The organism is Paenibacillus sp. TCA20 (assembly GCF_000732325.1).
GTDB lineage: Bacteria > Bacillota > Bacilli > Paenibacillales > Paenibacillaceae > Paenibacillus > Paenibacillus urinalis.
In genome coordinates this window covers 16560-29778 of the sequence record NZ_BBIW01000021.1, presented here as the reverse complement: position 1 = coordinate 29778, position 13219 = coordinate 16560, and the positions used below count along the sequence as shown (strand labels likewise).

General features: G+C 44.6%; 10 protein-coding genes. 5 read left to right on the top strand and 5 right to left on the bottom strand.

The window, feature by feature from the left end; genetic code table 11:
• Positions 1–33: 33 nt before the first annotated feature.
• Genes TCA2_RS24585 through TCA2_RS24575 form a run of 3 tightly spaced genes read right to left on the bottom strand, consistent with a single transcriptional unit; the run spans position 34 to position 3738 of the window.
• Positions 34–1179: a Ger(x)C family spore germination protein gene (locus TCA2_RS24585; protein ID WP_047914239.1), complete on the bottom strand. Its 1146-nt coding sequence runs from the start codon at positions 1177–1179 to the stop codon at positions 34–36.
• On the bottom strand, positions 1176–2648 hold the full coding sequence (locus tag TCA2_RS24580) for a spore germination protein (RefSeq protein ID WP_047914238.1): 1473 nt from the start codon (positions 2646–2648) through the stop codon (positions 1176–1178). Before TCA2_RS24580 ends, TCA2_RS24585 begins: the two co-directional genes overlap by 4 nt.
• A complete protein-coding gene (locus TCA2_RS24575; RefSeq protein ID WP_047914237.1) occupies positions 2617–3738 on the bottom strand; it encodes an endospore germination permease in 1122 nt (373 codons plus the stop codon). The genes TCA2_RS24580 and TCA2_RS24575 overlap by 32 nt, the downstream gene beginning before the upstream one ends.
• A 161-nt stretch (positions 3739–3899) precedes the next feature.
• On the opposite strand from TCA2_RS24575, the gene TCA2_RS26425 reads away from it, so the two are divergent.
• Positions 3900–4772, top strand: a complete 873-nt coding sequence (locus TCA2_RS26425; protein WP_052512289.1) for a hypothetical protein — start codon at positions 3900–3902, stop codon at positions 4770–4772.
• A 63-nt stretch (positions 4773–4835) separates the two neighbouring features.
• Here the strand turns inward: TCA2_RS26425 and TCA2_RS24560 are convergent, their stop codons facing one another.
• Positions 4836–5714: a helix-turn-helix domain-containing protein gene (locus TCA2_RS24560; RefSeq protein WP_047914236.1), complete on the bottom strand. Its 879-nt coding sequence runs from the start codon at positions 5712–5714 to the stop codon at positions 4836–4838.
• A gap of 161 nt (positions 5715–5875) precedes the next feature.
• On the opposite strand from TCA2_RS24560, the gene TCA2_RS24555 reads away from it, so the two are divergent.
• From TCA2_RS24555 to TCA2_RS24540, 3 genes are all read left to right on the top strand, one after another.
• Complete coding sequence (locus tag TCA2_RS24555) at positions 5876–7252, top strand: MATE family efflux transporter (RefSeq protein ID WP_370510384.1); 1377 nt, start codon at positions 5876–5878, stop codon at positions 7250–7252.
• 320 nt (positions 7253–7572) lie between these two features.
• On the top strand, positions 7573–9051 hold the full coding sequence (locus tag TCA2_RS24545) for a sodium:alanine symporter family protein (protein WP_047914234.1): 1479 nt from the start codon (positions 7573–7575) through the stop codon (positions 9049–9051).
• Positions 9052–9259: 208 nt separating this feature from the next.
• Entirely contained in the window at positions 9260–9451 is a 192-nt protein-coding gene (locus tag TCA2_RS24540; protein WP_047914233.1) for a hypothetical protein, read from the top strand.
• A gap of 62 nt (positions 9452–9513) precedes the next feature.
• Here TCA2_RS24540 and TCA2_RS24535 read toward each other — a convergent pair whose 3' ends face one another.
• Positions 9514–10704: an FtsW/RodA/SpoVE family cell cycle protein gene (locus tag TCA2_RS24535; RefSeq protein WP_047914232.1), complete on the bottom strand. Its 1191-nt coding sequence runs from the start codon at positions 10702–10704 to the stop codon at positions 9514–9516.
• A gap of 239 nt (positions 10705–10943) precedes the next feature.
• Here TCA2_RS24535 and TCA2_RS24530 point away from each other — a divergent pair, with 239 nt between their 5' ends.
• Positions 10944–13160 (top strand): stalk domain-containing protein, encoded by a 2217-nt coding sequence (locus tag TCA2_RS24530; protein WP_047914231.1) that lies wholly within the window; start codon positions 10944–10946, stop codon positions 13158–13160.
• Positions 13161–13219: the final 59 nt, after the last annotated feature.

Below are 13219 nucleotides of genomic sequence, written 5' to 3'. Positions count from 1 at the left end.
GTCTAAGCGCAAATGACGGTTTGTTGTGTACAGCTAAATTCGGCCTTTGTATTTACCTGTTCCAGTCATATTCAACTTCACATTAATATTGCGTATGGACTCCTTGTTCAAGAAGAATCCCCTAGTTTCCTTGAGCTTATAAAACAACTTGGGATCTACTCGATACAAAGCTTGGCTTAACTTGAACGGATCACATTCTTTTTCCAGTCCCTTCTCGAAGGTGAACTGAATTTCTTCTCTGATCGCGGCATTCCCCATTTGAACAATTTCTTGCAGTGGCCTGTTTTCCAGGAGCTCGGTTAGTTCGCCATCTATATTTACGGTAAGATCAAAGACAGGACGATCCCCTAGAATTACAGGCCTCACATGGAATTGAGGATGATACAGCATAAGCACGGCGATAGCAGCTTCTTTTTTGGGCAGTCGGATCATGGTGCGGTCTAGATTCTCCTGAGACCATTGAATGCCAATAAGATCCTCAGCAGACATCCAGTTTTTCATTTTGTCCTTCTCAAAAAAATAAGCTCCCGTTAACTCAAACAAAGGCTTCTTGGTATCATCTTCGGACCACTTCTTCCGTGATATGGAAACGGATGGAAGCGGCGTTGGATTGCCAGGCTCATTTAGTCCTGCAATGAAGCGATTCCCGATTTCGGGTAGAATAAATGATCGCTGAGTGTTGACCTGCGCACCTGAGTAAGCAATAGATTCCAAGGGAGACATGTTAAACAGGGATTGAACCTGCAACATATCCATCATATTTTCTTTTGTTCCATAGACGAATAGATTGTAGCGAATTTCTCTATAACGGTTCAAGCCATTATAGATATCGGTGACCCCTTTTTTTAGCAGATTTTCGGAGAGGAATACGACCTTTAAATGGCCCCAAAACATTCTCAGCTGAGAGGTTGTATTCATATCTGTAAGTGCCCCAGTAACTGTCTCCCCTTCTCCGATACCTATCCATACCGGGACTTCCTTGCCAAGCTCCATGTTTTCTGTTTTGGCCACATTGGCAAAGTTAAGTACCTGAACATAAGCTATATACTTTCCATCAACATAATCGATACCGACACCGGTGACATAAGCCATGTTCTGAATGTCTTTCGAATCATCACAGCCCTGACACAGCAGCAAGGCCATCGCAATAGCAAGTCCGACAAGTCTTCTCCTCTTCATTCTGTACCTCCGGCTCGATCTGGATCCTGTGGATGGAGACTATCAGGACGAGTCCTCATATTGTTCCATGGAAATCGGAGTACAGATTTAAGCATTTCTTTGAAATGAAGAGGGGAGAGAGGTTCTAAATAATTGACTCCGAAGGATTTGAGATTCGCCATATATGCAACAAAAAGAACGATACCTAAAATAACACCATACATTCCAAGAAAGGAAGAGAACGCAAAGAAAATAAATCGTAAAAAGCTGGATGTCGTGCTGATCGTCTGGTTGATGAGCGTTACACCTGCAATAGCCGTAATAGCTCCGATAACAACAATGGAAGGAGAGACCAAGCCGGCACGAATAGACGCATCTCCAATGATTAAGCCGCCAATCGATGTTAACGTAACACCGATTGCACTGGGGAGCCTGACTCCGGCTTCTCTGAATATTTCTAGCAGCAGAAGCAGGATGAACATCTCGATCTGTGCTGAGAAGGGTATCCCCATACGTGAGACAGATACCGTTGCCAGCAAACGAAACGGAATTTGATCCTGGTGAAATGCCATCAGAGCGACCCATATGGAAGGGAGAAATATAGACAAAAATAAGCATAGGCCTCGAAGAAGCCGCACAAAAGTGACATAGGAATAATTAAAGTGAATGTCCTCAGGCGACTTTAATAACAGACTTATCCCTGCGGGAGCAACCAATACCATTGGGTTTCCATCCACAACAAGAATGAATCGACCGGCAAGCAGGGAACTTACGCAATAATCAGGTCTGCCGGTATAGTCCATTAGGGGGAGCACTTTGTATTTGGAATTGGTTAAGAAGCACTCGACCTGGTTGAGTGAATAGATGCCGTCGGTATCAATTTTGAGAAGTCCAGTCTGTATTTCTTTTAATATTTTGGGACTCAGCACATCCTCGAGATATAATAGCGCCACTTTTGTCTTTGTGCGTCTTCCGAGTGTATAGGACTCTACGCGAAGAGACTGGGTGCGCATTCTTTTGCGTATTAAGGCTACATTGGTAACCAAATCCTCGATAAAGCAGTCTCGGGGGCCTTTGACTGAAATCTCCGTGTTAGAATCGATTGGTGATCGTTTGGGTGTATTCGCTAGAGCAATTTGAAAAAAGAGCTGCTCATGTGGAAATATGAGGAGCAGATCTCCTTCAAAAATGATATCGTCCAGCTCATCCAGACTCGGTTCTTTTTCTAAGGAAATTACCGGTATAGAAGCCGCGAGTCGTTCCTCGGATTGCTGAAAACGATTGAATTGTTCATAATATTCTTCAAGCTTCGGCAATACGTTTCTGTATACCCGGTCCGTATCGCAGAGCCCAATCGCATAGATAAGGATAATGTTAGAATGTTCATCCTTGCCCAAGCTGCATACCTGGACGGATACGTCCGCAGCGCCTTCGTACCTGCTCTTCAGAAACTCCGGATTACTGATGCTCTTCAGCTGATGTTCTGTCATATGCCGGCTCCTTTTTTCGTTTGTTAAACACAGAGATGAGCGCCCATAGGATGGATAAAGACAACAAGAGGATCAAGCTAAGCGGCACATAATGATGAAACAGCCATAAATAGAAAGAGTACTCATTGAGTGGGAACAGGGCGCCGACAGCATAGGTAGTCATGACCACGATGATAAACACGCTGCGAGTTATTTTTTTCTTGAACGAAATGATTTCGCACAGGATAAAGACCGATAGGCTGACTCTTATGCAGGCACCAGATAACCACTGAAAAATAGACAAGAAGTCAAGATGTTCAATATATTGACCGATCTTCACCAATCTCCATTGCTCGAATGGGGAAGCCATCTGTTTGGATGCTTCAACAGGTCCGAATTCGGTAATAGCACCTATGATGGGACCAAGTGTGATCATGATTGTGAACACTCCATAGATATATAGCTGCCACAGGCGTACTTTGTGACTTAGGTGATGTTGGAGAAGGAGTATGATGATAAATTCTACAAATCCTCCGCCAGCATAGAGCATTCCTTCAATGACAGGCCTGGGACCATGCTCAAGAATAGGCTGCAGCAAATGATAGTCTTTCAATGTTGTGTTGGATACGGCAACGAAAATACCCAGCCCGCTAACGAGCGGCAGCAGTATACCTGACGTAATGGCGATAACATGGATTCCCCATAGCACGAGTACCATACATAACAACACTAGAATCAGGACCAAGAAAAAATCAGAGCTGGTAGGCAAGTAATTGGACAGATTCCATTTAATCGTGTGAATAACGGTTGTTCCGCCAATTAAATAAAGAATGGCAAGCATAGGCAGCATCAATATCCATGCCACAATAGGATGAGATTGGTCAGCAATCCAGTCCATCCATTTTCGTTGGCCGGATTGATGCATCAGCCACCGAATAAGCGGAATCCACAGCAGGAAGAGTGCTCCTGCTGCAAGGACAGCAATCCATGCGTCTCTTCCGGAAGTGTCCAGCAGCATTGGATTAATAATGACGTGATTAGCCAGACCATTCATTAAAGCCAGCATCATAAATAGCTGTAATATGTTTAGAGCGCCTTTGCTCTCTGTCATGTCATCACACTCGTTTACTAAATGATGTCATTAATTTGTCCCAAACGAAGGAATTATTATGCAATAAGTAAAACCGAAGGGTAAAAGTTCAGAGCCCAATGTGGATTTATGAGCAACTTTAGAGTATTCAATCGCGTCCTAAATTAGAGGAGGTGCTGATCATGAAAATCCGATTCCAAATGATATGGATGTTACTGCTTGTATGTACGATTGCAGGATGTGGTCAGAGTACGGAAGGGGAGCCTGTCCCTGATCCCGGAGTTGACCAAGGCGTTGTGGAGCCGAATGAGCCCGAGGCAGTAATCAAGGAAGCGAGAGGAACGCTTACAGGTCTTGCCGATCCGCACACGGCTGAGATTGTAATCGATGGCGAGCCAACAGCCTTTCAGTTAGGTGAGGGCATGCAGGATGCGATTGCGGAGGTGGAAGAGAACAGCGTGCTTGAATTTAGGTATGAAGAGCGGCCGATTGAAGGCCAGGATTCGCTGAAGCAGTTGGTTCTCATTGAGATTATAAGCTCTGCACAAGGAAGTGAGGGTCCTGAAGGCATAGATTCCGAATCACCGGAAGACGGAAGACCTGCCGTAACAGAGATCGAATTGCAGCTTGAAGGTACGACGGAGCAAAAAGAAGCAGAGCTGGTTAAAGCAGCAGCTGGATATTCTTTATATGTGTTTGATATCTTCTCCTTTAATCCAGAGACAGGTGTGTTGTCTATGGATGTGGATCCGGGTTATGAGGTGAAGATTGCTCAAGAGAATGGTGATACGGAGCTTGCACAATTAAAAGAAGAAGGGATGACCAGACTCTCTAAGTATGGCACTGTTGAAGAACAGGACAGTGACAGCATCGATAAGGCAAGCCTGTTTCTAAAAGTAAGGGAAGAAGCGACAGGTAATTCTTATGAATATATCATCAAGGATGTTGAAGACACCTGGTTTATTTATGAGGTGTCAATCCCGCAAGGAGAGGCGACGGAAGGATTTAAACCTCACGCCTATGCTTCACTAAATACCATTGAGTTAGATCGATAGAGGTTCTGATATGAGGATACAAAGGTCCGATACCGATTAACGGTTCGGACCTTTGTTTCGTTATTAGGAGTCATCAATCATGAATAAACGCTTCCGAAATTTTCGAGGTGATATGCCCTCCTGTTTGGTGAAACAGGATGTGAAGTACGCAGCCTGATTAAAGCCTACTTCTTCAGCGACCCGGCTGATGGACAGATCTGTTTGTAATAGCAGCAGCTTTGCCTGTTCAATTCGGTACTGCAGTAAATACTCGACCGGAGAACAATTAAATTCCTTCTGCATGCAACGTGCGATATAGACAGGATGAAAATTGATGTGCTCTCCCATAGTCTGAGCTTTAAATTCCTCTCGATAATACTTGCGTATATATGCAGCGGCTTTACTGGCGCACGTAGAGGATGGTGAGGAAATCGGCGGCTCAAGTGCTCCGGCCAAATGCTCCATCAGCTCTTGAAAAACAAGCTGCTGCTTCCATAAGGATGGAGTATGATGACCGTGCTGTACCAGCCCAGTTAATGTCCGAAGCAATTCCTCTGTTGTGTCTATGCTTGGCAGCGTGCCGAACTGAGGGATCTGCAGCGTAAAGTAATTCGGGACCATTAATTGCAGCTCGGAAGAATCATGACTCGGAAGCTTCAGAGATGAAGAATCCGTGCTCCACGAGCCAGAAGATTGAAAATGCAGCCAGTAATAGGTTGTATCCTCTGAGCATTCTTTCGTCCCGTAATGGTGCGCATCCGGCCTAAGAATTAAATATTTCCCTGCACTGATCTGATAGGCAGTTCCGTTCTCTGTCACTTCAAGCTCACCAGAGTGCACAACCAGCAGATCGAAGATTCCAATATTTCTGCGGTTTGGATGCTTACCCGCCATAGGTCCGATACAAATCCCGCTCATGATATACTCCGGCAGCGGAGGAACAGAAAAATGAAGAATCGTCATATTAAAGCCCTTTCATTTCCTTAGGTTTGAATATTATAAGTTTGAGTTCATAAAATGATATTATCCATTTAGTATACCATCTATAATTTGAAAATGTTGAAGCGTTTGGATCGCTTTCATTAATAAACGCTTATTTTGTTGTGGAGGTTGGAATATTAGATATGGATAGTAAAAAGTTTACGTTATGGGTGCTGGCATGGCCCATATTTATTGAACTGTTTCTGCAGTTTCTGCTCGGAGCAGTCGATACATTAATGGTAAGCAGGATATCTGACGATGCCGTCGCCGTTGTCGGATTCTCTAATCAGCTGTTCCAGGCAATGACGGTCTTGTTTACAACAATTGCCAGCGGGGCAGGGATTCTGATTGCTCAGAAGCTGGGCTCAAGCAAGAAGCAGGATGCACGTATTATCGGTATAATGGCCTTTAGCGTGACCACGCTGATTGGCATACTGTGCAGCGCTGTTCTGTATGTGTTCCCCGAACAAATTTCTACAATGCTGCAGCTCCCAACCGGATTGCTGCCGCTCGCAGGGACTTATATTTCCATTGTAGGCGGGGGGATGGTGCTCGTCGCGATGATGGCAACGATGAGCACGGTGATTCGGAATACAGGAAATACGAAGGGGCCGATGTATGTTGCCATCGGCATGAATATTATCCACGTCTTCTTTAACTATGGATTCATATTCGGGGCCTTCGGTTTCCCGCAGTGGGGACTTACTGGAGTAGCGATCTCAACGGTCGTAAGCCGGCTTTTGGCTGTATTACTGCTGTTCTACATGTTCCTTCGTTCATTTGATTATAAGATACAGTGGAAGGAATTCCGGATATTCAACAAGCCTTTGTTCGGCGAGATTATGAAGATCGGCTGGCCGCTCGGGGTCAATTCCTCCTGCTGGGTCTTTACACAGCTTATCCTGTACTCTTTTATCGCGACGCTGGGATCGGCAGAACTGGCAGCCAGAACTTATATGAACACATTGGAATCGTTCTGTTTCCTGCTCGGTTCCTCCATTGCGATGGCAGCCCAAATTCAAATTGCACATCTGTTTGGTGCAGGGAAAATAAAGGAAGCATACCGGAGTGCCTACAGAGCACTAGGTATCGGAGCAATTTATGTTGTAGTCAATGCTTTCATCCTCTTTGTGTTCGGCAGACATATATTAGGCCTGTTCACCGATGATCAGACCATCATTGCGATCGGAGCCTCCTTGCTGGGAATGAATCTGATCTTGCAGCCGGGGAAAATGCTTAATATGGCACTCGGCAGCTCGCTCAATGCGATTGGAGATACAAGGTTTACCATGTATATCTCACTAGGATCGATGTGGATCGTAGCTACAGGGCTCTCTTACGTACTGGGAGTTCACCTAGGATGGGGCCTGATCGGTATTTATTCCTGCATGATCGCTGATGAATATTTAAGAGGAATTCTGTCTTACTATAGATGGAAAGGAAAGAAATATTTGAAGAAGGCAGAAGTGAGCAATGAAGTAGTAACTCCTCCTTCACTAGATACGATACCTTTAACATAATGAAAATGTTAGTTCAATGAAGAGTTCGTCTTAGTATAAGACAGGGCTCTTTTTTTGTTTTCATTCAAACTTGACATAAACTTTGACATACAGCTGTATAAATTACAAATTGTGAACGGGAATTTATATAGAGTATTTATCATACTTGAATACACCTATGAAATATATATTGACATCATATGGGGAGTTAAGTTTATAATAACTCAAGATAATGACAAAATTGTATTTATACGTAAGTGATATTATGTAAAGTTAGGAGGATTAAGTTAAGTTATATGACGTAGCTCGATGTAAAAGTATAATTTCCGGGAGGTTTGTGAATGGAGTCATTTGTTAATTGGTTAAACGGTATTATATGGAGTGACGCATTAATCTATCTATGTTTAGCGACAGGACTCTTTTATACTTTTGCAACGCGTTTTATGCAGGTAAGAATGATTAAGGAAATGTTTAAGCAGATGTTTAAAGGTAAAAGCTCTGAGGCGGGGATATCCTCCTTTCAAGCCTTATCCATGGCCTTGGCGGGAAGAGTCGGTACAGGTAATATCGCAGGTGTCGCAACGGCCATCGCGTTTGGGGGACCAGGTGCGGTATTCTGGATGTGGCTGATTGCCTTCCTGGGTGCAGGCTCTGCATTTGTCGAAGCAGCACTGGGGCAGGTGTACAAAACGAAGCAGAACGGTCAATTCCGCGGGGGCCCTGCCTATTACATAGAAAAAGGCTTGAATATGAAATGGTATGCGGTACTGTTTGCAATCGTGACCGTACTGGCCACCGGTGTCCTTCTGCCAGGTGTTCAGGCAAATAGTATTGCATCGGGAATGTCGACGGCATTTAACATAGATCCGGTTATCACAGGAATTATTCTCGTCATTCTTCTGGCTGTCATTATCTTTGGCGGAGTTAAGCGGATTGCGAATGTCGCTCAGATCGCAGTTCCATTTATGGCCTCAGGCTACATCATTATGGCATTCCTTATTGTAATTATGAATTTCTCTGAAATTCCAGCCGTATTGAGCATGATCTTTTCAAGTGCATTTGGTGCTCATGCAGCCTTTGGCGGAATTATCGGGGCTGCTATCAGCTGGGGTGTAAAGCGAGGCATCTATTCCAATGAAGCAGGACAGGGAACGGCGCCGCATGCGGCTGCCGCTGCTGAAGTATCCCATCCTGCGAAGCAGGGCTTGGTTCAGGCATTCTCAATCTATATTGATACATTGTTTGTATGCTCTGCTACGGCATTCATGATTCTGATCACGGGAATGTACAATGTAACTCCTGAAGGTGCGGCTCCGATTGTTAATAACTTGGGTGATGTTAGTCCAGGTCCTGATTTCACGATCAGGGCAGTAGAGACCTTCCTTCCAGGCTTTGGTGCTCCGTTCATTGCGATTGCTCTGTTATTCTTTGCCTTCACAACAATCATGGCCTATTATTATATGGCTGAGACGAATCTTGCTTATATCAATCAGAAGACCCGTAGGATTTGGACCGAATTTGTGCTCAAGCTGGTCATCCTAGCTGCTACATTCTATGGCAGTGTGAAGACAGCGAGCCTTGCATGGGGACTCGGAGATATCGGCGTTGGCAGTATGGCTTGGCTCAATATTATAGCCATTCTCCTGCTCACTAAGCCTGCCCTCAAGGTACTTAAAGATTATGAGGCGCAGAAAAAAGAGGGTAAGGACCCTGTATTTGACCCTGTTAAATTGGGGATCAAGAATGCGGAGTTTTGGGAGAAGGAGTATATTCCAGAGGTACCAGCAGACAAGAAGAGTAATAATACATTAAATTTCTAATCCTAATGATTAGAATCATTTCATGATACAGGATCTCCGCTTCTCAATAGAGAGGCGTGGCCAGTGCTCGGGCGTAAGAACTGGTCCTTCCTATTTGATGAGCACCATCAGCCAAAGCCCGCATATTACAGCGTGACGAATAGAGCTTTGACGTGAATATATGGTATGATTGCAGTGAATGTACAACATTGACTGTGGAGCTGACAGAATGCGCAATAATAAATGGAACAAATATACAGGAATTGGACTGATACTCGTAGGCCTGCTCGTTATGACGCTAACAGGTAGAGATCAATTCATTGGATTTATCCCCATGCTGATCGGTCTTGTGTTTGTAGGAATTTATGCGGCGAGGACGTTTAAAGAAGTACGGAAAACGATGGATAACCATGACGAGTAGGATATAGACTGAGCAAGGAACTCTGCCTGAGAATTCTCAGGCAGAGTTCCTTTTTTTGATGCCTATAATGAGCGTTCCTTCTGCTCCATAAGATAAGAAGGGTGAGGATTCATAAATAGCTCCTCAGGTTCTTCATCATACAGCCGGATGCTTAGTACGACTCCCATGCAAGCCATGTTAATGAGCAGTGAAGATCCACCGAAGCTGAGAAAAGGAAGTGTAATTCCTGTCAGGGGCATTAAACCGATAAACATTCCGATATTCTCAAATATTTGATAGAGCAGCATGGACACGATCCCTACAATAATGACAGGACCTTCGCTGCTCTTGCACTCCAGCGCAATGGTAATGAGTCTATGGACGATAATGAAGTACAGAAATAAAATAACGGATACACCAAGAAATCCAAACTCCTCTGCGGCAACAACAATAATCGAATCAGAATAGGTATAAGGGACAAAGCCCGACTGAACGTAAGCACCGCTGAGAAAGCCCTTGCCAAATAGTCCCCCTGAAGCAATAGCCAGCTTGGCATTATTGGTATGGTAGGTGGCATCCTTGCTCGCTTCATCGGGAAGAAGCCAAGCATCAAACCGATCCAGCCAGTGCTCCTTGTCTATATCCGTCAAGAAGCTGGTAATCTGATCATGAAAACCGATATACGATTTGATTCCTCCATACACGAGCACCGCGATAAGTAACATAATCAGCAGGGTATGTATATTTTTCATATTGCCTATCCATAGAATACCCAGCAGAATCACGACATAGCAGAGCGCGTTTCCCATATCATTCTGTACCATTACGAACGCGAAGGGAACGAAGGTGAGGAGAGAAATGGGAACAACGTCTTTCCAGAAGAAGAGCTCACGCTGCTTGGCTGCTACGATAGCAGCAAGACTCAGAATCAATATAAATTTAAACACTTCTGCCGGCTGAACGTTAACAGGACCTAAGCTGATCCAGCCTTTGGCCCCATTAATGACATCTCCAAAAAAAGCAACATAGAGAAGCAGTAATAGACCAGCCGTAAACAGAATCCAATGATATTTAATGAACAGCTTGTAATTAACAAATGCGGTCCCAAAGAGTACGACAAATCCAAGAATATAATAGAGCAGCATCGTCTTGTCAGAGCCGGCCATGATCGGATCAGACTGAATGCCGCTGTGAATGAGAAGAATGCTCGCAACCATAAAAAAGCATAAAATGATAACGATCGTCCAGTCTATTTTCTTAAGATGGGATAGCATGGTTAACTCCTCTCTATTTGTTGTCACTTCTATTAAATTATAGTGCACGCATCTAATCTTTACCAATTATCTGTGTGCAGGCTTAACAGCTCTACTTACTATGTAAATTAGCTGGGCTAGGATATTATGGCGAAAATTAGAATTATATAGAATAAAATTAGAAACTTTTTCCGATACGGAGCGTCTAATACTATGATTTTTAGAGGAGAATAGAAAAATAGAACAGAAGGAGTCAAAGAATGAAACTGAAGAAACTATCCATGCTAACCGTCCTGGCCTTGTCACAGATCGCTTCAGCTATCCCGGTTAGTGCACAATCTACCGTAGCCAATGCTCCACAAGAATCGGATGTGAGTGAAGTTCTTGAGCAGAGCCTGACATCTCAAGAGACTGGAAACGAAGCTTCTATCTCTGATCAGCAAGGCTCTCAAGGAGAAGCTGTAAATAACAACTCTGCGGGTACGGACGAGTCAGCACCATTGCCAAACGCAGCCACTGGGACAGAACCGGCTGAGGTGACTGAACCGCCTGCAGAAGTTATCGACAATAATACGGATACAACTGAACCCATACCTGCGGCTTCCGCTAATGAGCTGATACTGCACTTTAACAGCACGAAGATGGAGCAAGGTGGTCAAGTATATAACGCACCTCAACCGATGCAAGTCAAGAAGGGTGTTTCGTATGTTCCGATCCGTGCCCTCGTGGACCGTGTAGGCTATAAAGTGACTTATGACAAGAAAACCAAGGAAACCATTATTACGAGCGGAACCAACGAGCTTCGCTTCAAAACGGACAGCAGCAAGTATACGGTTAATGGCGTTTCCAAGTCGATGAAAGGCACCTCCTTCCAAACGAAGAATACCTTCATGGTCCCGCTGACTGCAATTACGCAAGCACTTAACATATCTTATAAGGTAGACAATGTCGGCAAGCTGATCATTATGGATGTGTCGGTTAAGCCTGTTGCCAAGTTCAGCATCCAGGAGAAGGAAATTTTTGCTGGCCAAACGACGCTCACATATGTGACGGAAGCGACTTCCCCTTCGGGACTTGAGATTGTTAACGAACGCTGGGAAGGCAGACAGGACATTTATGCTCAGGCAGGCGAGTATACCATTACATATACGGTACAAGATGAGAACGGGAGCTGGAGTGATCCATACAGCCAGAAGATAACCGTACTTCAGCCTAATCTGCCGCCGGTTGCCATGTTTACGACGGATAAGGATGAATATCGAATGGGCGAATTCATTACCATTACGGATCAGAGCACTGACGATGGTCAGATTGTGAAGCATGATTGGAATAATAAAGCTTATGCCCATTTTACACCAGGACCCAAAACGATCAGCCTCACGGTAACGGACAATAAAGGGTTAACAGCTACTTATGAGAAGACGATTATTGTAACGGGAGAAACACTGTATTCTGCAGATGACTTTAATAAGCTGCTTCTGCCTCCTGGAGAGAAGTTCTCTTTTGACGGGTCTAATGTGCCTGCTCTGCCAAAGATCAACTATTCATATTATGATGAGCCGAGCACACTCATTCGCAGTAACAGTCCCGAAACCGTTAACAGCGAAGGCATTGTATATAAGGAAACCTCAGTGGGCGACACCCGCTTTATGATCCACCATGTGAACAATGTCGGCAAGAACGTGAAGATGTATGTAGTGGCAACGAATAAGAACGCCACGAAGGCCACCATTACGACGGAGAACCTTGGCTTTGCCGGTCCAACAGGTATCGCAACCGCAGCGGGTAAGAAATCCGTATACAATTATTTTGAATCCATGCAGAACGGCTCCAAACAATCCATGCTGACACTCGAACCAGGAGAGAGCAAGCTGGTGATGACAGAGCTGAGCAAGACGAGAATGAAGCAAGGTGATGTTATCTCGTTATTCTCTGATATGCACAGCGACTATCCAATTGAGTACAATGTCGTGATGATTGATGAGAAGCTCGATCCGCTTACGGTACTTGGTGAATTGCCTGTTCTCGATCGCGATGGTGTTCATAACCGAGGTACGTACCCGAATTCGACTCGAGTAATCCGTTATTCTGAGTACGTTGGAGATACAGCGCAGCGTTTGGCTCTAGGAGACAATCAGGACGATCCGAATCTGGCCGGTATGGACCCAATGCTCGGTGTTGAAGCATCTAACACAGGTAACTTTGGCGTATTGTACAAAATGACATTCGATAACGTAGCGGCCAACACACTCATCTCCTTCAATCCGCGCGGAGGTAAATATTCCGGTTATGCCATGGTCAACGGCAACATTACGGCGATATACTCAGCCGGTCAGGTGAGCGCGCCTAACGAGCAGGCAGTATTATATCGTACAGGTGACTATAGTCAAAAGGTAGAAATCCTGATGACTGCAGCACCAGGAAGCAATTTGCCTGTCAATCTGCTCTTTACACCGCTGCCAGAGAAAAAAGAATAGGATTCTTAAATAACAAACAGCCATTTATCCTAGAGAACCTGGGATGGATGGCTGTTTGA

What these genes read in the sequence shown, in the direction of transcription:
- TCA2_RS24555 (WP_370510384.1), top strand. Translation starts at nt 5,876, where the DNA reads ATGGATAGTAAAAAGTTTACGTTATGGGTGCTGGCATGGCCCATATTT.
- TCA2_RS24575 (WP_047914237.1), bottom strand. Translation starts at nt 3,738, where the DNA reads ATGACAGAGAGCAAAGGCGCTCTAAACATATTACAGCTATTTATGATG.
- TCA2_RS26425 (WP_052512289.1), top strand. Translation starts at nt 3,900, where the DNA reads ATGAAAATCCGATTCCAAATGATATGGATGTTACTGCTTGTATGTACG.
- TCA2_RS24585 (WP_047914239.1), bottom strand. Translation starts at nt 1,179, where the DNA reads ATGAAGAGGAGAAGACTTGTCGGACTTGCTATTGCGATGGCCTTGCTG.
- TCA2_RS24535 (WP_047914232.1), bottom strand. Translation starts at nt 10,704, where the DNA reads ATGCTATCCCATCTTAAGAAAATAGACTGGACGATCGTTATCATTTTA.
- TCA2_RS24530 (WP_047914231.1), top strand. Translation starts at nt 10,944, where the DNA reads ATGAAACTGAAGAAACTATCCATGCTAACCGTCCTGGCCTTGTCACAG.
- TCA2_RS24580 (WP_047914238.1), bottom strand. Translation starts at nt 2,648, where the DNA reads ATGACAGAACATCAGCTGAAGAGCATCAGTAATCCGGAGTTTCTGAAG.
- TCA2_RS24560 (WP_047914236.1), bottom strand. Translation starts at nt 5,714, where the DNA reads ATGACGATTCTTCATTTTTCTGTTCCTCCGCTGCCGGAGTATATCATG.
- TCA2_RS24545 (WP_047914234.1), top strand. Translation starts at nt 7,573, where the DNA reads ATGGAGTCATTTGTTAATTGGTTAAACGGTATTATATGGAGTGACGCA.
- TCA2_RS24540 (WP_047914233.1), top strand. Translation starts at nt 9,260, where the DNA reads ATGCGCAATAATAAATGGAACAAATATACAGGAATTGGACTGATACTC.